The organism is Bdellovibrio sp. HM001 (genome assembly GCF_055397275.1).
In genome coordinates, this window is the sequence record NZ_AP029174.1 from 3,153,166 (window position 1) to 3,175,307 (window position 22,142).

Here is a 22,142-nt window from a genome sequence, read left to right on the forward strand (position 1 = left end):
AACCTCAATAAAAACTTAGAGATAGACAAACTTTGTCAGTCTCACTACAAGTTTGACAGCCCCGAGAACGCAGGTGAAGGAAGCCGCCATGGATGTACTTGATTTTGTTACCAAAAATCTGAACCCCGCCCAGAAGGATGCCGTTGAAACCCTGGAAGGCCCTTTGCTGATTCTTGCCGGTGCTGGTTCTGGCAAGACCCGCGTTCTGACTCACCGTATGGCCAATATCATCGGTCAAGGGGTGGCCGCCCCGGACGAGATCCTTTGCGTGACCTTCACAAACAAGGCCGCCAAAGAGATGGAGCACCGTATTTACAAGATCCTGTCTGACATGGGCGCCATGATTCATTCCCAGCTTTGGATCAGCACTTTCCACAGCTTCTGCGTGCGTGTCCTGCGCCAACACATCACTTTGCTCGACTACAAACCCTTCTTCGGGATCTATGATTCTTCCGATCAGCTCAGTCAGATCAAGAAGGTCATGACGGCTCTGGACATCAACGACAAGATGTATCCGGCGAAGAGCTTTCAAAGCCGCATCAGCAGTGCGAAAATGATGGGACTTTCTCCGGACGGGCTTGAGAAGTCCTCCAAGCGCCTGATGGATCAAAAGACCGTGCAGGTGTACAAGGCCTACGAAAACGAAATGAAGAAGGCCAACAGTTTGGACTTCGATGATTTGCTGCTGAAGACTTACGATCTTTTCCGCATGTATCCGGATGTTTTGCAGATGTATCAGAAGAAGTTCCGCTACATCATGGTCGACGAGTATCAGGACACCAATCACATCCAGTACCTGCTGGTGCAAATGCTGGCTTCTGCCCATCGAAATCTTTGCGTGGTTGGTGACGAGGATCAGTCGATCTACAGCTGGCGTGGGGCGGATATTAAAAACATCCTGGATTTTGAGAAAGACTTCCGCGATGCCAAGGTGGTGAAGCTGGAGGAAAACTATCGTTCCTCTGCGAATATCGTCAATGGCGCCACGGCGGTTATCAAAAACAACTCTCAACGAAAAGATAAAACTCTTTTCACCTCCAACGATGCCGGTGACTTGATTCACGTTCGCGAAGAAAAGAACGAATACGAAGAAGGACGCTTTGTTGCAAAGACCATCCAGTCCATGATGAATGAAGGCGAAGGGTCCTATAACGACTATGCGATCTTCTATCGCACCAATGCGCAGTCGCGCGTGCTGGAAGAACAACTTCGCACCATGGGGATTCCGTATCGCCTGGTCGGTGGCGTGCGCTTCTATGAGCGTATGGAAATCAAAGACATGCTTTCTTACATGAAGCTGTCCATCAATCCGGCGGACGATATTGCCTTGAAACGTATTATCAACGTCCCGGCACGTGGTATCGGCAAGACCACGATCGAAAAGATTGAAGAGTACGCAGCCCATAAAAACCTAAGCATGTTCGAAGCGGCCTTTAAAGCCTGCGATGAACGCCTGTTCAATGCGGGAACGACCGGCAAGATTCGTCGTTTCCTGGAGCTGATGACCGAGCTTCAAGCGAACGCCAAGGACTTCAAGTTGGTGGACTTCTATCATATCGTTCTGGATCGCACCGAATATCTGGCGGCCCTGAAAAAAGACGAATCCCCGGAAGCGCAAGCGCGGATCGAAAACTTGGAAGAGTTGGATAATGCTATTGCTCAATTCGTCAAAGAGCGCGGTGAAGAATCCACTTTGACAAGCTTCCTTGAAGAGATGGCCCTGGTGAACGATGTGGATTCTTTGGATCAGGAACAGAACTCGGTCACAATGATGACTTTGCATATCTCCAAAGGCCTGGAGTACCCTTATGTCTTTGTCGTTGGAATGGAAGAGAATCTGTTCCCGAGTGCTCGCAGCGCTGAAAGCGACAGTGAAGAGGACGTCGAGGAAGAACGCCGCTTGGCATACGTGGGCATGACCCGCGCTCGCCAGAAGCTCTGGCTGACCTACGCAAAAATGCGCCGGGTTTGGGGGCAGGAACAGTTCAATCCGCCATCCCGGTTCATCAAAGAGATCCCGCAGAATTTGATCGATTTCAAAACATCGGCCGAAGCTCCCCGCTTCGTATCCCGCTATGGCTCCAGTTCTTACGATTCAGACTTTGGCGGCGGCGCTGGCAAGTGGGGCAACACCGGCGGCGGAGGCTTTGAGCGCAACAAAGCCCGCAGTCAAAGCTATGATGATGTGCAGGACTTCCCGGACTACGATGGGGACAGTTCTGGCGGCGCCCCGTTTTCAAAAGGCATGCGCGTCCGACACCCCACCTTTGGGGTGGGCACTGTCTACGCAACGGAAGGCACTGGCGAGAACTTCAAGGTCAGTGTCATGTTCACGGACAATACGGTGAAAAAGTTTGTCGTTAAATATGCCCGACTGGAGCGCGTCTAAGCGCGTTTTGGCTTGCCAAAAAAATGAATCATGACAGACTTCTTTGGCGTACAAACTAAAGGAGTCTTAAATGAAAAAACTAATCGTGGCTTTGTGCCTATTGTCTTCTTCCATGTCCTTTGCAGCTAGAAACGTGGCTGCCTATTCCGGTAAAACAGCAAGCATCAACCTGGGTATGTCCAGCTCCGCTTTGAACATCGGCGGCAGAATGGAATTCGACAACGATCAGGGTGCCTTGGGCGCTTACATCTTCCTGCAAACTGAAAAGAAAGATGCCAACGTTCCTCAGGTTCTTACTTTCGGTGCTCACTCTATGTTGAGACTTGTTGAAGCCTCCAATGCCACCGCTTATCTGGCGCCAGGTTTTGGTATTTCCATGATCAAGATGGATGGCATGGATGATAAAACTGTTGTGGGCCCAAGCTTCCGTTATGGTGGCCAGTTGAAACTTCCCAACGGCGCTGGCGCTTTAGGTCTTGAGCGCTTCGAAGCGTGGAACTGGTTTGACAGCGACACATTCTCTAGCACAGCCTTCACTTCGGTTGTGTACTCTTTCAATTTCTAATTGCAAGATACAATCACGTTCGCGAAAGCCCGGCACCCCCGGGCTTTTTTTTACCTCACAAATGTTATTCGTCCCCCGAAGATCTCTCCGAGGAAGCTTCACGATCATCTGGAAGATAGCTGGCCGAACAATTCTGTAAGAGGAGAATTCGTCCAGTTCGCCAACGCATTCAAAATGCCGTCAAGTATTAGCTCATGTCCCTAGGGCAATCACCCGATGCGATGTTAAGTTATTTTAACATCTTCAAGGGAATGTGATGATCAAGTCGTGGAGTTTAAAAGCAAAGTTAACATCAATGGGCCTGTTTGTGGCTTTGCTTTCGGCAAGTAGCGGCGCAATCGGATTCTACTTCCTTCACAAAGTCAGTGCCGAATACAAAGTTGTCGCCCAAGACAACCTGCCCTCTTTGAAAGAGCTCGCCGACTTAAGATCCACCATCCGTGAACTCCGCATCCATGTTCGCAGCATAGGCCTGGCAGGAAATTCACAGGAGGATGTAGACCACTATATTGAACAATCCAAAATGCAAATCACTTCTTTCGAAAAGCACATAGAAGCCTACACTCAGATTGACCGCCAATCTAAGAATCGAAAAAGTTTTCAGGAGTTCCTTAAAAGCTGGCAGGAGTTCAAGGAGTTTGGAACCGAGGTCCTGACTCTGGCAAAGGACTATAAAAACAATGAGGACCGGATTGTCACCTTGATCCGCGATATCTGCGAAGTCAAGGCCGCAGCCATCTACAAACCCCTGCTGGTAGAAACAAAATATCAGGTGGACTATGCTGACAGCTCAGCTGGTAATGCTCAGAATGCCGAAGCGAATGCCCGATCATGGGTCAGTATTTTCTCTCTTGTTGCTATCGCACTTGCGGGAATTGTTTCATTCCTGGCTTCGATCTCTATCGCAAGAAGGGTCAAAAATATCTGTGATGCTTTGGCTTTGAATTCCACGGAAGTCCACCGCGCTGCAAGCAACCTTTCTGACGCAAGCTCAACCGTCCATGATGGAGCCAACAAAGCGGCCTCAATGCTGGAAGCAAGCACAGCCTCCATCACACAAATTGAGTCCATTGTCAGAATCAGCAACGAAAACGCCCTTCACGCCAAGCAGGCTTCGGAACAATCCATGACTTCTGCAGCAGATGGTTCGAAAACAGTTCACCAACTGATGCAATCGATGAATGAAATAAACTCCAGCTCACGCAAAATGCAGGAGATCATCAATATCATCGAAGACATCGCCTTTCAAACAAACCTACTGGCACTGAATGCTGCTGTAGAAGCCGCACGCGCAGGAGAAGCTGGCCGAGGCTTTGCTGTTGTCGCGGACGCTGTACGAACCCTGGCGCAAAGAAGCTCTGTTTCGGCCAAAGAAATCTCAGAACTCATAACGGCTAGTGCCCACTCGATCCAAGATGGCGTCGCCAAGGCCGAACAAAGCCAGAATGTCTTAACGACCATTCAAAAGAGCATCGAACAAGTATCGTCCTACAATCAGAATATCGCCTCCACCAGCGAAGAACAAAGAGTGGGCATTCGACAGGTCAGTGATGCTTTGCTCAGCCTTGATTCCACCTCTCAGGACAACACCAAAGCCTCTGAGCAGGTGTCCCAGATTGCTCGGGACCTCAACGAGAAGACCGAGGCAGTGGACCGATTAATCACAGATTTGCGCGATCTGATCGAAGGACATAAAGCAGCATAAAAAAAAGGGGGATCTCAAACGAGATCCCCCTTTTCATTAACGGAGTTTCGGCTAGCCAATCAGCTTGAGTGCCAATTGATTTGCCTGATTTGCTTGCGACAGAACCGAAGTTCCTGCCTGCAATAAAATATTATTTCTAACCATCTCGCTGGAAGCGGCCGCTACGTCAGTATCACGGATACGGCTGTTGGCAGCGGACAGGTTTTCCTGCGTCACACCCAAGTTGTCTGCTGTGGATGTCAGACGATTCTGCAAAGCTCCCAAATACGCTCGGGTGCCACTGACATTTGTCTGCGCATCATCCAATCTCTTCAAGGCTGTTTGAGCTCCCTCTTTTGTAGAGAAGTCCAAACCGTCCAATCCCAGGGCATCCAAAGTAGCTGCGTGCTTACCTGCTTCAAAAGAAATTCGATCTGCAAACGGATCGTTGCCAATTCCCACCTGGAAATCGAAGTTCGGCGCAGAGCCATCCAAAAGCTTCGTCGTCCCCCAAGTCGTGGACTTGGCGATTCTTTGCATCTCGCTGGTCAACTGCTGCACTTCTTTGTTGAGCATGCCACGTTCAGTTTCACCGACCGTATCAGAAGCCGCCTGAATACCCAGTTCACGCAAGCGAACAATGATGTTCCCCACTTCGTTCAAACCACCTTCGGCCGTTTGAATCATGGAAATACCATCGTTTGCATTACGCTGTGCCTGAGCTGCGGAACGGATCTGCGCCTTTAAGCCCTCGGAAATTGCCAAGCCTGCAGCATCATCTGCTGCTTTGTTGATGCGACTTCCGGAGGCGAGCTTGGCCATTGAGTCATTAACGACTCTTTGCGCGCCCACCAGATTTCTTTGTGCGTTGAGTGCCGCAATGTTGGTTGTTACTCTCATTCCCATTTCTTACTTCCCCATCAGTCTGTCATCATCATAGCCACGGCCTCCCTGTACAGTTCATCGCCAACATCCGAGTTGACGACTTGTTCCTTACAAAACTTTTCGGGAGTTCAGCTAAGTACTTCACGAGACTATGGAACGAATTTTACCGGTCGTTAACAAGACACGACCTCTGCGAAGGGCTGATTGTTCTACGAGAACTTGTTTTCTTTCCCGGAAGAATACATCTCCGTTGTCTCAGACCGAGAAGACTGTTGGGCGTAGGAAAAGAGTTTTCTTTTTTAAGAAGGACCGGATTTACTGTTTTTCAAGTGCGCCCATTCGGCTTCGTACAAAGAAGCATCGGGCTTGCGGATTCTTTCCGGAGCAGGGCTGATGTACTCGGCTTTGACGCCGTCCCAGCCGACATAATGGCGAGTTCGACCCTCCTGGCCAACCTCAAAGTTCGGAACAAGGTAAGTTTTGCCACCGCCGTTGGGAATATCCAAAGACAGATTCGGCATCGCCAGACCTGACAAATGCCCCCACAGCTCTTTTTGAATTTCCAATGAATCTTCCACAGAAGTTCGCAAATGATCTGTGCCTTGTGACGGGTCACACTGGAACATGTAATACGGCTTCACGCGCAGATATAACAAGCGACGGTTTAAAGCCTGCACCAGCGCCGGATGATTGTTGATTCCATTAAGCAGAACCATCTGATTCATTACCGGAATTCCGTTATCCACAAGCCTTTCCAGAGCCTCGACCGCTTCTGCCGTGAGTTCTGCCGGATGATTGAAGTGGGACATCAGGAAGACAGGCTTATGCTTCTTCATGATTTGCACCAGATCGTCAGTAATACGCATTGGGCACACCACAGGCATACGCGAACCGATACGGATGATCTCGACATGTTCAATCGCACGCAGATCTGTCAAAACGCGATCCAGCTGCTTGTCGCTGACGGTCAGCGGATCGCCGCCTGACAGAATCACCTCGCGCAATCCTGTGTGCGAGCGAATATACGCCAGGGCCTGCTCGTATTCTTCATTACGGATAAAAGCCTGCTCTTGTCCTGTGAAGTGTTTTCGCGTGCAGAAACGACAATAGACACTGCAAATATCCGTGATCAAAAACAGAACGCGGTCAGAATAGCGATGGATCAAACGCGGTGCTGCTTTATTCACACGCTCGCCCAAAGGATCCAGCATCTGCTGATCGCCTTCTTCGATTTCAAATCGATGTGGCATCAAAATCTGGCGCAACGATTGCCCGTCGGGACCTTGCTTGGCAAGGCTTGCATAATAAGGCGTCGTTCGAACATTGAAGAGTTCTTTCCCACCGACAAACGCCGCTTTTTCATCTTCGTTCAAATCGAAGTGAGCCGCAAAGTCATCCTGCGTTTTAAGTGAATGACGAAGCTGCCAGGTCCAATTATTCCAATCGGATTCTGCAATAGATTCTGGGCGCGGGCTTCGCGGGAAATGAAACTTCATGGCTGTTTTATGAAGGAAATGGCTCTATTTAGCAAGGAGAAGGCCCTTTACCTTGCAAAAAGTGACCGAAAGGGGCGCTTTTCAAGGGCCGTCACAAAGTCAGCCCTTACTGTTTTAACTATATGAAAATGCGCGGTTTTTTGTGGTTCTCAGGCTGGGACACCACAAGTTTTACAGTCGTCTTCGGGCCCATGTGCTTTCTCAACATGAGAACCCTTAGGTATTTCATGCGCTTAGAACCTGTGGCACAGACACCCCCTTTTGGCCCGGCCTTCGCTTTACATCTGAGTAGATAAAAGGGACTGGATGTTCCCTTCACACAGGAGGACTTATGAAATTCACATACCCACAAAAGAAATGGGTTCTGACAACGGCCTTACTGGCTGTTTTAGGTGTTAATGTATCTTTCAACTCTCACTCTGATGGGATTGCTTCCGCAGACTTCGCTTCCACAAGCGGTGATCTGATGGAAAGCAAGGTGTACACTGCTGACGGTGTTATGCCCGTTAAATACATTGATAATGGGGATGAGGAAGTCCTGGCCTTGGTTCCAAAGAAGACAACTGAAGGCAAAATCTGCACAGACAAATGCGGATATGACACTATTACTTTGAGTGTTAAGAACAAATCCGACATCGATTCTCTAAATGTAGAATTGATGAAGCAACTTGCCAAAGAATCCGCCGCTTCCAAAAAGAAGGTCGTAAAGAAAGAAGAAGTGGAGGAGGATGCAGTTGAGGCCACCGAAGAAGTCGCCGAGAAAAAGAAAGTCGACTATTTCGCTGGCATCCGTCAGGCATGTAAGAACTCTGACTCTGATATAGAGAAGACCGATTGCTATGCCGAAAGACTTCCGGATCTGCTTGAAAGTAACAAAAAAATTACAACCCAAGAAGCAAATCAGTTCTTTACCAAGGAAGTTCAACCATCGTTGTTGCGCTCTTTGTCTCAGGGAAGAAATGCAGCGTACTTTGCTGCGCATGCAGCAAATCTGAACAACCCAGCGTTCAACACGTTTGAAAACAGAGAATTGGTTGCCGAAGGCCAAAGCAAGCTTGCTGAAATCCTAAGCAGCTATGAAAAGTTCATTTCGAATATGCCAGCATCGCATGAAACAATCCGCCAAAAAGTATTTATCGCCCAGTCAGAGATCCTAAAATACGAAGCTTCTCTGCATCAGGACATCGTGAATAGAATCAAGGCCTCAAAGGATCCTAATGAGACCGCGGCACTAATCGTTGAAAAAGATAAAATCCAAATTGGCGCTTCATCCCTTGCAAACTCTTTCACAACAGCCAACAACGAGGCCATCTCCGCAGGACAGTTCATTGGTAATATCAGTGATGCTAATGCAAAAGCTTATCGCGAATTATTGTCACGTCTAAATATCGAAGCTGCCAACATCCACTGGGGCACAACACCAGCAACTCAAGTGACCGTGCCAAGCATTGACCTCAGTGCCCGAATGCAGAATCCAGGTCGCGGTGCTAATATCGGTGTCATTCCAGGAGTGACCCCTGTACAGAACTCCCAGATCGGTGTGATTCCTCAACAAGGGACAACAACTGTTCCAGCAGGAACCAATCCGGTATCCACCAGAACTGGAGCGACACTCTCGGCACCACTGACTACAAGCGGTGGCGGAGTTTCCTTCGGAACACCTCGCGAAGCGACAGCGGAAGCTCTGCAAATGAGACAACAGATCCGCGGTCGTCAGTAATTTGTACGAATGAAAAGTAGATTTGATCCTCCGAAGGGCCCACGACGGGCCCTTTTTTCTTTTTAGCGCATCATCACGCGCAGGCGAACCGGCTCTCGGGGACGCAGAGTGGACAGGTACATTCTAACGTAGCGAACCTTGGATTTTTGGAACATATCGGTTTGCTGCATTCCGAAGCGGTAATCGCCTTCCAAACGCCAAGCTGGCAGTGACCACCCGTTTTCTGTGATGACTTCAGCCCTTTGAATGCGGGCGCCACCTGGATTCATCACTTGAACCATGATTTCTTGATATTCGACCTTGCTTTTACGCAGAACGATCTGCTGATACACAGGATAGTCGGCAAAGATTGTTTCATAGGCCACTTCCGTCCAAGCCTGAGCGGAAGAAGTGAAACCTGAAACCCATAGAAAGACCGCCGATAGAGCGAAAGTTTTCATAGATAGCCTCCTGGAATCCTGATCTTACAAAGATCCCAAAGCTTGTCTAGAATGTTTTAAGGCAAAAAAAATCCCGGGGGACTTTCGCCCCCCGGGCCCTGCTCACCACCAAACAAGATGTTTCAAGTAGTCATCAAGCTGTCGTACAAGTTGCAATCATGCTGTAATCAAAAGCTGATGGCGGCTTTAGATGCAAATCCAAATGTAAACCCGTTTTCCAGGTTGTCATTGCCGTTCTTCCAAGCTTCGCCTGGGAACAACAATCCGACCTGATTCACCCACTGGATACGATCACTGTGTTTGTAAACCACGTCGATATCCCATTCTAGGCCCAGATCTTTTGAAGAATCAACAGAAGAATTTTGGGTTTGCATCAATTGTGCATACACCAAAGTGTTACGAAGATCGATTCTTTCGGACCAAGCATAGTTCACGGACGGAGCCAAGTACATCGTGTTGCTGATAGATTCATCATCCGCAGAATTCCCAATGCTCATTGTGCCATCTTTAACCACATTGGTGTTCAGGAAGTCTTTTTGCCCCAAACGTTGGTTGAAAAGAAGCATTGCCACGTCATAGTTGCGGTTGAAAGCATATCCACCAAAGTCATTGGAAGAGTCATTCCCTGTTGCCATACCCAAACGAACTCTGTAGTCCCATTTGGATTCTTTTGCCGGAACATTGAATTCCATCGCCAACCCATAACCGTTCAAACCGATGTCTTTCGTGCCAGTTGTCACACCTGTTTCGCCGGATTGGAAACCCGCTTCGAATTTGAAGTCGAAGGAGTCAAAACCACGACCCAAGACGAAGTTGGTTCTTTGTACGTTCATGTTGGAATTAACACTGTCGCCACCATAAGCAGCAATTTGATCCGCAGAATAGTTCAGTGCCTCTTTCACACCCTTGGTTGTTTCCTGATAGATACCAAGAAGAGACTTGTTTTCTTCGCTTTCATACTGAAGCTGGAAACCCATGGTCGTAACAGATCCACCCTGACCAAAACCTGTGGACTGCTTACGTCCAACAGATGGCATAAAGAACCAGTCACCCACGACAATTTTGTAAGCAACCACGTCGCGAGTGTCGTACCAGTGATCAAACATGCCCTTGCCAGAGCTGTAGGTCATGCCCAAACCGAAATCAAACGGCGAACGACCCACGATCAGTGCGCCGTATTCCTGGTTCACAGTCAAATACAACTGACTGACCTTCACATCCGCAGAGCCCTGGTTGTTAGAGTTGGCAGGCGCGCCTGAGTTCAAACCCCAGATATCACCCAATTGAGAATTTGGATAAGCCTGACTGTTCAAAATATCGAAGCGGGAAACAACATTCACACCATCCGCCGCGATTACTTTCGGACTCAGGTAAAGATAGTTGGTACCGTAGGCTTTTCTTTCTGTCGGAGTCCCCAAGGACGGACGATCCACCTCTGTCCATTCAAAACGGTAGCCGCCGCTCCAGTCCAAAGACATCGCATGAGCCGCTGGGGACAAAAGCGCCACAGAAAGACCCAATGCTTTCAGAAGATTCTTGTTCAACATTTTCATTCCTTTACTTAGAGACAACGCCCATCACGTCGCCTTCGCGCAGGATGATGAGGTCTTCGTTTTGAATTTTGATTTTAGTACCGGCATATTCAGAGAAAACGACTTTGTCGCCCACCTGAACATCCATCGGACGCAAATGGCCCTTTTTGTTGATGTGACCACGTCCAGCCGCAACGACATAACCTTGCAGGTTGCCGGAGGTGTCCGCCACCGTGTCAGGGATGTACAATCCGCCCGCAGTCATCTTTTCCGCACCAGAAACCTGAACAATCAGACGATCATCCAACGGAGTCACAAAGTTGCTAAGATCCAACTTCTTTGCCGGGGCTGTGTTTTTGAGCAAATGAGCTGTCGGCATAGCCACCGCTTTCGGTGCCACAGACTTCTTCGCTACCGCTTTTTTTACAGGAGCTTTTTTCGCCGCAACTTTCTTTGGAGCAGCCTTCTTGACTGCTGCCTTCTTCACCACGGCTTTTTTCACCGGCTTTTTAGCGACCGTTTTTTTGGTGACGGACTTTTTCACAGCCACCTTTTTAGGCGCCGCTTTCTTGGTTGCGGATGATTTTTTTACAAGAGCTTTTTGGGAAGGCGTCTTTTTAACGGCCTTTTTTACATTGGCTTTTTTTGCAGAAGATTTCTTCTTAGCCACAAACAATCCTTTCACAAAGGCAACTTAATGAAAAACATTTCAAAGGTTGTTCAGCAAGTGAGTTTCGTACTACGCTGTTATCTATGTTGCGACCACGATTAAAGACTATTTTATTGGCTTTTACAATCCTTCTGACGCTTGTAATCATCAGCGGGCTTGGGGTTGGTGTCTATTCCTACTTTGCTCTGGAAAAGGAACTTGTCTCCAAATTGGAGTCCAAGAAGTTCATTGTGCCGACCGAGTTCTATGCAGCTCCGCCGACTTTTCAAACACAAAGTCTGATTCAAATTAACGACGTCGAAAAACAACTTTTGCGTCAGAACTACCGCCGTCGAGATTTTGATCAGCGGATTCTGCCGGGGGATTACTTTATTGCCGATCGCGAACAGTGCGCAGCCCGCCTGCAAGTCGGCCTTGATGAAAACCAAGAGGCCTGTATTGGTTGGGTGACTCAAGACACACCGACGCAAAACAGTGACAGCTCCTTGCAGGTTCTGGTCATTCAGAAGGACCGCCTGATTTCTCGAATCTACAAAGGTGCCCCCTTTGTGGAGGTTCACGAGGCATTCAGCGAAGCCCCACTGCTTGCTCAATATATCGGCAACGAACCCTTGATGCAGAAGACCGTCAGCCTGGGGGAAGTTCCCCCCATGTGCTCAAATGCGATCATGTCCATCGAAGATGCGCAATTCCTAGAACACGGAGGAGTCAGCATCAAAGGCATCTTCCGCGCTTTGGTAAAAAACATCACCACCGGTCGAAAAGCTCAAGGTGGCAGCACCATCACCCAACAGCTTGTGAAAAACTACTTCCTGACCAGCGAACGTACTTTAAAAAGAAAATATCAGGAATTCATCATGTCCATTTTGCTGGAGTCTCGCTTCAGTAAAGACCAGATTCTGGAAACCTACCTGAACATCATCTATTTGGGACAAAATGGCGCCTTCCAGGTTCGTGGTTACGGCGCGGCTGCACGTTATTATTTTGGCAAAGAACTGACAGATCTTAACATCAGTGAGTGCGCACTGATGGCGGCTATCGTCAACAGTCCGGGCCTTTACAACCCGTTCAAAAAACCGGTCAATGCGGAACGCCGGCGCCATCTGGTTTTGGATAAAATGAAAGGCTATGGATACATTTCCGAAGAACAGTTCAACGAAGCCGATCGCCAACCTTTGCCGGGGGCCCCACGAAGCACGGCCTCTGAAACCGCCCCTTACTATCTTGATGCTGTTCGCAAACAACTGGCCAGCCAAGGCATGAATCCCGACGGACTAAAAATTTACACCGCTTTGGATCTGGAGGCTCAAGAGGTCGCACAGGACTCTTTGCGCAATCACCTGGAAAATCTTGAAAAGTCCAACAAACACATCGCTGGCTTGAAAGCCAAGGGCAACATCCTGGAAGGCAGTGTGCTGGTTGGCAACAACAAGACGGGTCTGGTCAGTGTCGTCGTCGGAGGGCGTAACTTCCGCATGACTCAGTTCAACCGCGCCATTGATGGACATCGTCAGATTGGCTCCATCATGAAACCGTTCGTTTACCTGACGGCCCTGATAAACAACAACCCCGAAACGGATCAACCCTATACTCCCATCACTTTGCTGAACGACGAAAAGTTCACATACAAATACGAAGGGCAAGCTTGGTCGCCAGATAACTACGGCAAAAAATATTTTGGCTCGGTTCCGATGTTCTATGCTTTGAAAAACTCGCTGAATGCTGCAACATCGTCCCTGGGTTTGGCGGTGGGGCTTGGAAATATCATTGATGTAACCCACACCATGGGGGTGACCTCCGAGCTGAAATCCTTCCCGGCCATGACATTAGGGGCCTTTGAAATGTATCCCCGGGAAGTTCTGCAAAGCTATATGAGTCTGGCGGCCATGGGGCAAAAACCCGCCCTGTCCTTCATTCGCAGGGCGCTGAATTCTGATGGTCAGGAAGTCTATGTCCACAACCCGCGTCCGACACCAACAGTTGATCCTGCAGCGGTGGCAAGTCTGGTCAGTATGATGAAACAAACCATTTTGTCCGGAACCGCCCGTTCCATCACTTTGAATGGCTTCTTCAATCCCGCCGCAGGTAAAACCGGAACAACCAGTGACAACAAAGATGCGTGGTTTGCGGGCTTTACACCTTACATCACCACCGTGGTGTGGGTGGGTTATGACAACAATCTGCCGCATAAGTTGACGGGCTCCAACGGCGCCGTGCCCGTGTGGACTCAGTTTATGAAAAAAATGGGGACACGCTTCCCTGCCGATGACTTCCCTTGGCCGGAAAACACCGAAAAAGTAGTGCTGGATCAACAAACTCTGGAGTCCCTGAACGCCTACAAGGAAGGCGACCCGACACAAGTGGAACTCATTTTTGACAAAGCCAAAGCTCCGGACCTTTGAACGGAAGTTTCTTTTTTTCGCCCGGATTCAACTCCTTCCTCTGATACGCTCTTAGGAAGGAGTTTACAAAAACCGGGTCCCCCATCTTGATTTTACGCCGTCTGAAGAACTCGCAAGCAAAAACATTTCATGAACAGAGTGCTGGCTGCTGTTTTATGCCTTGGATTTCTGGGCTTAACCGGTTGCAACCAACTGGGCCTGGCTTTCCGCTGGGCTGACACCTACATCGCCTCCAAGGTCGACGACTACTTTGACATTTCCTCCAAGCAAAGCGCCTCTTTAAAGGACGGCCTCAAGAAAGATCTGAAGGACCTCAAATCGGACCTGATCCCTCAGTGGGTCGCCCGCTTTCGCAGCATTCAATCCGAGATGAAAACAGGGAATCTGAATCCCGAACGCACTCAGTTTTATTTCGATTTGTTCATGAAAGACATCGAGCATATCAATGGCCGGTTCTCAGACACCGCCAATGTCTTTATTTCGAACACCCAAAACGACCAACTGGAATACTTTGCCAAAGCCTTCCAGAAAAAAACACGGGAGGATTTTGAGAGGTTTCAAAAAACCACTCAGTACCGCAAGGACATGCGCGAAAAATATCTGGAATACTTCGAGATGTTTCTGGGCTCACTCAACAAAGATCAGCAGGCCCTGATCGACGCCCATTTAACCGAGGCCCCATTCCCCGGAGAACTCAAGGCGCGCAACAAGGCTCACATCATCTCGCTGTACCTTCAGGGCAACAAGACGGCTGAAGCCCGTCGCCAGTTCCTGAAGCAATACTACAATGATCCGACAGCCCTGAATTTGCCCGAATACCAGAACGCCTATCAGAATTATCAAAATCAGCTAAAGAAGCTGGTGATAGAAGTGATGGTCACCCTGACCGAACAACAGAAAAGAAACCTGATTGAAAGTTTGAATGAAAAAACCGCTCAGCTGGAGCGTATCGCCAACGCGGGTTAACGCCCGCCTTAGATTTTGATCTCGAATCCTTCGTAGGCAAAATCCCAATCCACTTCAGGCAAAACACCTTTATTGGCAGAAGCAAACCGCTGCCGGGATTCGTAGTATTCCCGGGTCTGACGCTTTAATTCCATGACATGCTCAATCCGTGCCCCCGGATCATGATGCGCGAACAACACCTTCTGAATGCCTTCACGAAGGGCAATATCAAGTCCCACCTGAGCCGCACTGTGCCCCCAGTTGGCCTTCTCCGCCAGCTCGGGAAGAGTGTACTGAGCATCGAAGTACATCAAATCGACATTCTGATAAAGCGGTAAATCCTCACCCAGCTCCTCACGAGTAATACGGGTCCCCTCCGTATCCACGCAGTGAGCATAGGCCTTTCCACCAGACTCGACCTTCAACCCCCAGCACGGATCCGGATGATCCAGCTTATAAGGAGTTAAAGTCATATCCTCCAACTGCACGGGCTTGCGCGGCTCCATCACATGGAAGAAGATCTTGGCCTTTAAAGCCTCAAACGGCACAGGGAAGTACGGACGACAGAAGATCCCACGAATCAGCTTTTCCAGTTCCGGCTGCACAGCATAGTAATGCACCTCGCAACCAGGAATAAAATGTGGAGTAAAGAACGGCAGGCCGATCACATGATCCCAATGGAAGTGGGTCATGAAGATATGAAAAGGTCCTTTGGCCCGGCCGGTTGTGCCGGTCATAATGCGCTCACTGAGATTGCGGATTCCGCTGCCCCCATCCAAAATAATCTGCCCTTTGGCACTTTGGATTTCCACGCACGTTGTGGCAGCTCCATAGCCTCCGACGTTAGGGACTTCAAGGCTTTGAATGTAACGGGAAATCTGGGACGGGTCACGATAGCCGGCAGAGAAGAAGTTCCTTAGAACTCCTTCTACATGGTACGTCCAATCCGTCGGTGGAGGAGCGGAAGGTAATGAACCTCGTACGCCCCAAAATTTAATCGTGAGAGACATATATGGTTAACAGGATGAACTGTTTAGAAACACGAATCAAATACATATTATCTGGTCGGGCTTTTGTCGTAATTCACTATCACCCAATCAGACGATGGTTGGGCCTGACAGGTGCGAACAACTCGACTTCCCTCGTGGTCTTCTGTTGTTGAGCCCGTCTCAATGACCGCCTCACAGGTTCCACAGTGCCCCTCTAGGCAGGAATATGGGGCGTTCAACTGGTTCATCAGTGCAATGTCTAAAAGACTGCGTCCAGTCTCCCCTTCGACTTCTATCTCTTTTTTCCCGATTATATATGTAATCTTCATGTAAATATCACAGCACCCCCCTGACATGAGGACAATCCCTTTCTAGTGCTGGGCATAATTTAGGCAAAACCCCCTGATGTAGAGTTTTTGCTTTGTGTTTTATGGGAATCTTTATTATCTGTCTTGCCGAACTGTAACGCATTTTTTATCGAACAGTCGTTGCGGTTTCGTTCATGGATGTAAAAGGAGAGCTTATGATGCTCAAAAAAAGTTTCCTGACGGCTATCTTGGCCGCAGGAGTTTCTATTCTGACCTCAGTTCCTGCTTCTGCGGGCTGGGAAGTTCTAAAACCTGCCAATGCCTGGGAAAAAATCAAAAAAGAAGTCGCCAAACAAGAAATCGGCGGTTCTTTGACTTTGGTAAATGCTGACATCATTGACGGTATTTCCACTTCTCTTCGCTATAAAATTGAATCCGAACCCTCTTATGTGGACGGCTACTACACGCGTATTGATAAATACATGATGAATATGGGTGTGAATGTCGGCGATCTGATCAACGACATGGATAGCCCCATTAGCTTTGGCATTGATAAGGGCACTGAAATCATCTTCGCCCGCCAGTTCAAGTCCCAGAAAGACTCCCTTTTGTCCCTTCCTTACACCATGAGAAATCTGCCCCTGACAGCAGAAAAAGCCATCACTCGTCTGGTTCCGGGCGATTTCGTGGCTTTTGAAGGAAAGTTAAGCCTGGTTCTGTCTTTGGGTTACGACACTCTAAAAGGGACCTTTGAAGCGGGTGCATCTACTCACGCTTACTTGTCTGGCAACTTCATGGTTCATATGTTCCGTATGGCCGACAACAAAATGCGCGTGAAACTGATCGCCGTACGCGGTGAGGGTGTTGGGGCCAACGCCGGTGTTGAAATCGAGGACTTTGAAGTTCTGGGTATCAGCGTTCTGGATAACCGCCTGGAAAAATGGCTGAGCTTCACTCCCCTAAAGGCCTCCACAGGCCTGGGTAAAAACGACGTGATCATGCTCGACTACGTGTTTGATCTCAACAACCCTCAGGCCGCACAAGCCTACGACAGCCTGCTGCAAAACAAAGTTATGTTCAAGGACGTGAAGATCCTGAATCCGCTGGCTTCCCGCACAGACCTGCAGAATCAACTTCTGGCAGACCTTTCCGACGTTGAGCAGATTGCTTTGGAAGACTCTACCATTCCTGCACAACAGCGCCGCATTGATCGCATCTTCAAAGGTTCTTCTGAAGGGATGTATCGTGATGCCAAGACCAAGTTCAGCCTGAGCCTGTTGAAATTTGAAGCTGGCCGTGCTTACGGGGAAAACAAAGTTCTTTCCTTCGACAAATACGATCAGCAGCAATACTTCCTTCTGGACACTTTCTCTAAATTCAAAAAGAGCAAGATCCTGTTCGGTTTGTTCGGCGAACAGACACTGAATACATCCAATCTTCTTTTCACTGCGGACAGCAAATGGGCACCGGCTCGATTTGTGACCCTGACTTCAAGCAACGAAATGAAAATGCGTGATGTTTCCAAACACGACTTCCGCGAAATTCAAAAAATCGTGCAAGAGACCATCGGCGACAAGGAATTCAACAAGATTCCATGGAACAACTGGTCTTTTGCCAACGGCAAGATCGTAAATGGATACTTCAAGCAGGAAGTCTTCTTCAACCCTGAGGCACTGAGCATGCTTCCGAATCTGAGCAAGGAAGCCCTGTCTGTACGCTTTGAAAAATACATCGCCAGCAAGACCCGTCCGCGCTCTGGCCCGTCCATCCGCGCTATCATCCCTAAGGGCTCTATTGCCAACTGGGTGGCGGCATTCACTGGTGACATCCGCCGTGTGGGCGCACGCCTGGCGGTGATTGTTGATCCTAAGACGAGTGTTGAAAAACGCTTTGAGGCCTTTGATGACCTTCAGGAAATGGGCATCTGGAGAGAGCGCGGCATCGGCTTCCTGATGTCTTTGATTCCGGAGGCGTCTCAGCACCAGCTTCTGCGTTACGAGATGATTCTTTCTGCCAAGGGCGTAACTCCGATCCAATATGGTTTCGGTTCCTTCGCTGAAGAAAAGCTATACCGCTCTTTGATGTATATCCAAAACATCATCCACAACCGCAGCTTCGACCTGCGCCTGTATGCTGATGAAAATGGTGAGTTCCGCACTCACACAAAACCAGCCCCGCTGATGTAGTCAAAGAAGCTAAAAACCCGACAGAAGATGTCGGGTTTTTTTTGGTTTAAAAAGATGATCGAGCGCTATTCAATCCTTATTACGGACTTTGATCGATGAATTCAATCAAAGACCATCTCAGTTCGCCTGCTAATTAGTGGAAACTCATTCTTTCAAGACAAAACGAATATAAGGCAACCGACTTTTACTTATACAAATGACTCTATGCCTATCCAAAAGATTCTTCATTTCGTGGAAATCATTCAGAGAGGTAAACAAAATAGTTTTCACCGCTCCATAGGAATCAATTTTTTCCAATAAATCCAATCCGGTTTCATCTTCTGAGTTAATTGCCAAATCAATAAACACGGTCCACTCCTGGGGCTCCAGCATGATCCTGTCAAGGTGCCTTTCAGCTTCTTTCAAACTCTGGCAAACTATGAAATTAATTTGCTCTCTCCCTGAGCTGACCAAATGACGATATAGATCTCCACCGTCTTCAAAGACCAGAACGTTTTTGGAAGTTTGCAAGGTCACCAATGGGGCTTGTCGTGGTATCGAAATCTCAAAGACAGCACCTTCAGAAGAACTAGAACAAATGACGGTGGCACCATAGGCACTTAGCTCTTCTTTAACCTGATAAAGACCAAGGCCCGTTCCAGATCGTTTGCCGTAAGTTGCCCCCTCCTGAAACAATCGCGCGGCTATCTCATCAGATATTCCAGGTCCGTTATCTTTAACCACGACATCTACTGACTCAACACCTGCTTTTCCATGCACCTGGATAGCTCTGGTCCGTCCAGCGACGGCCGGGGCTTCAATCGCATTAACAATCAGATTCGAAAGACATCTTTGAAGGGAGTACTTAGGAACAATGCAATTTAGATCCCCATCAAAATTAATTTCAAATTGGCACTGCGGATGAAGTTTCCTAAACGCCTCCACCAATTCTTTTGAGGCCAAGGCTAGGTCCGAAGGTCCTCCGGCATTTGAGGAAATTTCCTTATAGGAATGAAGCGCACTGTCTGCGATACCTTGCAAGCGCAAAGTCGACTCGCGAAGCAATTCTTCCAAGTCTTCAGCCACTTGCCCCTTTACCAGACGGGTCGCCATTTGAAGCGCCATCAATGGACTTCGAATGTCATGAGAAATCTTGGCAGCGATCTTCAAACTCGCATCAGCCCTCGCCGCCTTCAGTACAAATCTATTCTTCACTTTCTGTTGTTCAAGATAGCGATTCTGCTCAATCTTCATGTGATCTGACTTGCGCAAAAACTTCAAGAACAGGACCGGAACTCCAATGTATTGAATAAGTATGGTGCCCAAGGCTGCTCTGGCAAAATCCAGAACAACACTGAACCACGCAAATGACACAACTCCAATAATCCAAACCACTGCTAAAGCACCAAAAGATGCACAAAGATAAATAAGAGGTCTTTCGGACCAACGCACCAAAAGAATGAGTTGCACAAGCAGCACAAGTGCAAGCCACGCATGGTTCATAACGGCTCCAGGATGTTTGATGTAAGAAACCGCTTTCAAATTTGCATACACGGTCAAAAGATAGGAGGATTCCGAAAAATAGTGCTCTGTTGTCTGATCAGAAAATATCTCAAATCTACTAAAAGGGTGAATACCCAAATAAGAAGAATGAGCGTCGCTCGTGCCAACAAAAACAATTTTATCTTTCACCTTTGACAGACTTTCTACTGGAACAGTCAGGTCTCTAACGGAAGTCTCGGAATAGAATCTAAAGTAAACCTGAATAGAGTTAAAAAGTTTAAACGCCCCCGGCATTTGTTTTAACTCCGGCAGGCGCAACCCCATGACTTCTGCAAAACGCGCAAGTTCATCATCATAGTCAACACCGTTCATGCTAAGAACCAAACGGCGGCTCTTATTGTCCTGTCCCCCCAATTTGGTATCGATGGCATACTTGTTCCCGATGTGACGACTGAAGGTGATGTATGGATCTGTGTTATTGAAGGCGCCACCTGAGGACTGGCCCCATCTCGAATAGTAAAAGAGGTTTGGAATCTTCTCACTCTCTTTTAGAAACAGTTCTTTAGCCTGACTGTCCCCTTTCATCTCTGGAGTTCCAAGAGCCAGAACAATAGCTTTGGGCTTTTCGTTTGCGATAGCCTGCAGGGCAGACACAACATCTTTGATATCCAACCCCTCATCCCCGTTGTGCCCTCTCTTGAGATAGGACAGAGAGACTTCAGCCACATCACCTTTGAATGGGTATTCCGGCGCCGTCAAATATCCGTTCAGGTCTAAGTTTAGGTGATCGAGGTAGTCCATTTTGATACTTAACAAGACAATGGCACCTATGATGGAGAGCAGCGCAATGCCGCCCGCAACGGTCAGGCGACGCAAAAGGTGGTAAAAAAGTGACGTATTCTTCACTTAGGATCTATCGGATCTTTGAGGGAGGGGATTAAGGCCTCTAGACACCAAATAGACATCTCTGAAATAGTTTCCTTTTGCCCCCAGCATCCCCCTGGGGCGACCAAATTTACACCACCCTCAGTCGATGTAAATACATGTAATTACTAGAAATATTGTTTCAGCCCTGCTGTCTCAATATGGAACGCTTATTGCAGCTAGTCCGTTGATTATGGAACAAAGACGATACAAGGACATTGTGGCATTCAAATGGGGACAAGGCTCCCCCTTGGCTTTCCATGCCCGAAACCTTGAAGTCGCCGAAATCTCCGAAGACACTTGGAACGAAATGTCTTTGGCGGAGCCAAGTCTGTCTGCAGCATTCGAGGCTCTCACAACCTGGGAAAGTGAATGTAATCCTGAAGTAAAGACGGGCAAACTGTCTGTGGGCATTCGCAGCCTTACAATCAATGTGACACAAATCTGTAATCTAAAGTGCACCTACTGCGCAGCGGGTGGAGATGGCACTTATGGTTCCCCACAAACAAAAATTAATGTCGAGAAAACCCTACCTCAGCTAAAGCTCTTCCTGGAGCGTGTCCCTGCGGGCGGCAGCTTTAATATCACGTTCCTAGGGGGCGAGCCTCTGCTATATCCAGAAGGGATTCAGGAAATCGGCAACTATGTTCGTCTGATGACAGCGGGCCGAGATATTACAAGTCGCTTTTCCATCGTGACAAATGGAACTCTGTTCAACGAAACGAACTTGAATATTCTAAGAAATCTGAAAGCCAATATTACGGTAAGCCTTGATGGCCCCGCAGAGATCAACGATAAAACTCGCCCAACCAGAACGGGTGTCGGCAGTACTGCATCGGTAGTTGAGGGATTTAGACTCTTAGAAAAGTTCAGAAGCGAATTAGGCAACTTAACTCTGCACGGCGTCTTTAATCGCGAAAACATGCAAATCGAAAAGGCCTATGAGTTCTTCCAAACACTGAACGCAGATCGTTATGAGTTCACATATTCTGTTGAAGAAAGCGACGACGCAACCAATAGGCTTTATGTCGATCAAATGAACACTATTGCCTCCAAAGCATACGCTTTGGGTGGTGAGTCTGAGTTGCGTAAGATTAATATCTTCAATCAATACTTCAACGCGCTTGATACCCAGCAACAGACTGAGAACTTCTGCGGTTCCGGGAAATCCTTCCTAGTTATGGATGCAAAGAACAACTTGTACACATGCCCTTGGGAAGTCGGGAATAAAGACGAACAAGTGGGCGAAAACACTAATGTGGATTTCGCCCGAATGGAAAATGAAAACGCTCCCTTGATTGAAAAGAACAACTGCCAAAACTGCTGGGCACGATTTATGTGCGGTGGCGGCTGCATGTTCATTCACAAGAAGAGCACTGGTAACAAGCATCAAAAGGACGGTCACTTCTGCTACCGCACCCGCAGCTTGCTTGGAACTACTTTTATGTATTATAAATTAAGCAGGGCATCCTGCTAGAGGACGATATGGAACAGCAAACTCACATCAAAAAAATCAAACCTCAAA

At 48.2% G+C, this 22,142-nt stretch carries 16 protein-coding genes; 8 read left to right on the forward strand and 8 right to left on the reverse strand.

From position 1 onward, the window contains the following. The first annotated feature begins 88 nt into the window (after positions 1 to 88). The 3 genes from ACZ5ZZ_RS14830 (at position 89) to ACZ5ZZ_RS14840 (ending at position 4,659) form a co-directional block, all read left to right on the forward strand. The gene (locus tag ACZ5ZZ_RS14830) at positions 89 to 2,389 is read left to right on the forward strand and encodes an ATP-dependent helicase (protein WP_464118502.1); all 2,301 of its coding nucleotides are present in this window, start codon (positions 89 to 91) and stop codon (positions 2,387 to 2,389) included. Positions 2,390 to 2,459: 70 nt separating this feature from the next. Continuing rightward, positions 2,460 to 2,954: a hypothetical protein gene (locus ACZ5ZZ_RS14835; RefSeq protein WP_464132053.1), complete on the forward strand. Its 495-nt coding sequence runs from the start codon at positions 2,460 to 2,462 to the stop codon at positions 2,952 to 2,954. 256 nt (positions 2,955 to 3,210) lie between these two features. Next, positions 3,211 to 4,659, forward strand: a complete 1,449-nt coding sequence (locus ACZ5ZZ_RS14840; protein WP_464132054.1) for a HAMP domain-containing methyl-accepting chemotaxis protein — start codon at positions 3,211 to 3,213, stop codon at positions 4,657 to 4,659. A gap of 51 nt (positions 4,660 to 4,710) precedes the next feature. On the opposite strand, the gene ACZ5ZZ_RS14845 is transcribed toward ACZ5ZZ_RS14840, so the two are convergent. Together ACZ5ZZ_RS14845 and ACZ5ZZ_RS14850 are read right to left on the reverse strand one after the other, a co-directional pair. Then, positions 4,711 to 5,544, reverse strand: coding sequence for a flagellin N-terminal helical domain-containing protein (locus ACZ5ZZ_RS14845; protein ID WP_464118505.1), 834 nt, complete (start codon positions 5,542 to 5,544; stop codon positions 4,711 to 4,713). Positions 5,545 to 5,822: 278 nt separating this feature from the next. Beyond that, a complete protein-coding gene (locus ACZ5ZZ_RS14850; RefSeq protein ID WP_464132056.1) occupies positions 5,823 to 7,019 on the reverse strand; it encodes a KamA family radical SAM protein in 1,197 nt (398 codons plus the stop codon). A 331-nt stretch (positions 7,020 to 7,350) separates the two neighbouring features. Between ACZ5ZZ_RS14850 and ACZ5ZZ_RS14855 the strand changes: the two genes are divergently transcribed. Beyond that, positions 7,351 to 8,739, forward strand: a complete 1,389-nt coding sequence (locus ACZ5ZZ_RS14855; RefSeq protein WP_464132057.1) for a hypothetical protein — start codon at positions 7,351 to 7,353, stop codon at positions 8,737 to 8,739. A gap of 62 nt (positions 8,740 to 8,801) precedes the next feature. On the opposite strand, the gene ACZ5ZZ_RS14860 is transcribed toward ACZ5ZZ_RS14855, so the two are convergent. The 3 genes from ACZ5ZZ_RS14860 to ACZ5ZZ_RS14870 form a co-directional block, all read right to left on the reverse strand. Beyond that, positions 8,802 to 9,179 carry a hypothetical protein gene (locus ACZ5ZZ_RS14860; RefSeq protein ID WP_464132058.1) on the reverse strand — a complete coding sequence of 126 codons (378 nt, stop codon included), beginning with the start codon at positions 9,177 to 9,179 and terminating at the stop codon, positions 8,802 to 8,804. Between the two features lie 167 nt (positions 9,180 to 9,346). Then, positions 9,347 to 10,726 (reverse strand): hypothetical protein, encoded by a 1,380-nt coding sequence (locus ACZ5ZZ_RS14865; RefSeq protein WP_464140087.1) that lies wholly within the window; start codon positions 10,724 to 10,726, stop codon positions 9,347 to 9,349. 10 nt (positions 10,727 to 10,736) lie between these two features. Beyond that, positions 10,737 to 11,381 carry a co-chaperone GroES gene (locus tag ACZ5ZZ_RS14870; RefSeq protein WP_464140089.1) on the reverse strand — a complete coding sequence of 215 codons (645 nt, stop codon included), beginning with the start codon at positions 11,379 to 11,381 and terminating at the stop codon, positions 10,737 to 10,739. A 113-nt stretch (positions 11,382 to 11,494) separates the two neighbouring features. Here ACZ5ZZ_RS14870 and ACZ5ZZ_RS14875 point away from each other — a divergent pair, with 113 nt between their 5' ends. Together ACZ5ZZ_RS14875 and ACZ5ZZ_RS14880 are read left to right on the forward strand one after the other, a co-directional pair. Further along, the gene (locus tag ACZ5ZZ_RS14875; protein ID WP_464140090.1) at positions 11,495 to 13,783 is read left to right on the forward strand and encodes a transglycosylase domain-containing protein; all 2,289 of its coding nucleotides are present in this window, start codon (positions 11,495 to 11,497) and stop codon (positions 13,781 to 13,783) included. Positions 13,784 to 13,912: 129 nt separating this feature from the next. Beyond that, complete coding sequence (locus tag ACZ5ZZ_RS14880; RefSeq protein WP_464132064.1) at positions 13,913 to 14,749, forward strand: DUF6279 family lipoprotein; 837 nt, start codon at positions 13,913 to 13,915, stop codon at positions 14,747 to 14,749. 8 nt (positions 14,750 to 14,757) lie between these two features. Here the strand turns inward: ACZ5ZZ_RS14880 and ACZ5ZZ_RS14885 are convergent, their stop codons facing one another. Both ACZ5ZZ_RS14885 and ACZ5ZZ_RS14890 read right to left on the reverse strand, forming a co-directional pair. Continuing rightward, a complete protein-coding gene (locus ACZ5ZZ_RS14885) occupies positions 14,758 to 15,738 on the reverse strand; it encodes an MBL fold metallo-hydrolase (RefSeq protein ID WP_464132066.1) in 981 nt (326 codons plus the stop codon). A gap of 47 nt (positions 15,739 to 15,785) precedes the next feature. Beyond that, entirely contained in the window at positions 15,786 to 16,073 is a 288-nt protein-coding gene (locus ACZ5ZZ_RS14890; RefSeq protein WP_464132067.1) for a 2Fe-2S iron-sulfur cluster binding domain-containing protein, read from the reverse strand. 167 nt (positions 16,074 to 16,240) lie between these two features. Between ACZ5ZZ_RS14890 and ACZ5ZZ_RS14895 the strand changes: the two genes are divergently transcribed. Beyond that, positions 16,241 to 18,211 carry a hypothetical protein gene (locus tag ACZ5ZZ_RS14895; protein WP_464140092.1) on the forward strand — a complete coding sequence of 657 codons (1,971 nt, stop codon included), beginning with the start codon at positions 16,241 to 16,243 and terminating at the stop codon, positions 18,209 to 18,211. A gap of 144 nt (positions 18,212 to 18,355) precedes the next feature. Here ACZ5ZZ_RS14895 and ACZ5ZZ_RS14900 read toward each other — a convergent pair whose 3' ends face one another. After that, positions 18,356 to 20,065 (reverse strand): sensor histidine kinase, encoded by a 1,710-nt coding sequence (locus ACZ5ZZ_RS14900; RefSeq protein ID WP_464140094.1) that lies wholly within the window; start codon positions 20,063 to 20,065, stop codon positions 18,356 to 18,358. A 745-nt stretch (positions 20,066 to 20,810) separates the two neighbouring features. Between ACZ5ZZ_RS14900 and ACZ5ZZ_RS14905 the strand changes: the two genes are divergently transcribed. Beyond that, positions 20,811 to 22,094: a radical SAM protein gene (locus ACZ5ZZ_RS14905; RefSeq protein WP_464140096.1), complete on the forward strand. Its 1,284-nt coding sequence runs from the start codon at positions 20,811 to 20,813 to the stop codon at positions 22,092 to 22,094. The last annotated feature ends 48 nt before the right edge of the window (positions 22,095 to 22,142 follow it).

Bases quoted from the DNA above. Each gene is read 5' to 3' on its own strand.
- ACZ5ZZ_RS14830 (WP_464118502.1), top strand. From the start codon at position 89: ATGGATGTACTTGATTTTGTTACCAAAAATCTGAACCCCGCCCAGAAG.
- ACZ5ZZ_RS14835 (WP_464132053.1), top strand. From the start codon at position 2,460: ATGAAAAAACTAATCGTGGCTTTGTGCCTATTGTCTTCTTCCATGTCC.
- ACZ5ZZ_RS14840 (WP_464132054.1), top strand. From the start codon at position 3,211: ATGATCAAGTCGTGGAGTTTAAAAGCAAAGTTAACATCAATGGGCCTG.
- ACZ5ZZ_RS14845 (WP_464118505.1), bottom strand. From the start codon at position 5,544: ATGGGAATGAGAGTAACAACCAACATTGCGGCACTCAACGCACAAAGA.
- ACZ5ZZ_RS14850 (WP_464132056.1), bottom strand. From the start codon at position 7,019: ATGAAGTTTCATTTCCCGCGAAGCCCGCGCCCAGAATCTATTGCAGAA.
- ACZ5ZZ_RS14855 (WP_464132057.1), top strand. From the start codon at position 7,351: ATGAAATTCACATACCCACAAAAGAAATGGGTTCTGACAACGGCCTTA.
- ACZ5ZZ_RS14860 (WP_464132058.1), bottom strand. From the start codon at position 9,179: ATGAAAACTTTCGCTCTATCGGCGGTCTTTCTATGGGTTTCAGGTTTC.
- ACZ5ZZ_RS14865 (WP_464140087.1), bottom strand. From the start codon at position 10,726: ATGTTGAACAAGAATCTTCTGAAAGCATTGGGTCTTTCTGTGGCGCTT.
- ACZ5ZZ_RS14880 (WP_464132064.1), top strand. From the start codon at position 13,913: ATGAACAGAGTGCTGGCTGCTGTTTTATGCCTTGGATTTCTGGGCTTA.
- ACZ5ZZ_RS14885 (WP_464132066.1), bottom strand. From the start codon at position 15,738: ATGTCTCTCACGATTAAATTTTGGGGCGTACGAGGTTCATTACCTTCC.
- ACZ5ZZ_RS14890 (WP_464132067.1), bottom strand. From the start codon at position 16,073: ATGTCAGGGGGGTGCTGTGATATTTACATGAAGATTACATATATAATC.
- ACZ5ZZ_RS14895 (WP_464140092.1), top strand. From the start codon at position 16,241: ATGATGCTCAAAAAAAGTTTCCTGACGGCTATCTTGGCCGCAGGAGTT.
- ACZ5ZZ_RS14900 (WP_464140094.1), bottom strand. From the start codon at position 20,065: ATGAACGGTGTTGACTATGATGATGAACTTGCGCGTTTTGCAGAAGTC.
- ACZ5ZZ_RS14905 (WP_464140096.1), top strand. From the start codon at position 20,811: ATGGAACAAAGACGATACAAGGACATTGTGGCATTCAAATGGGGACAA.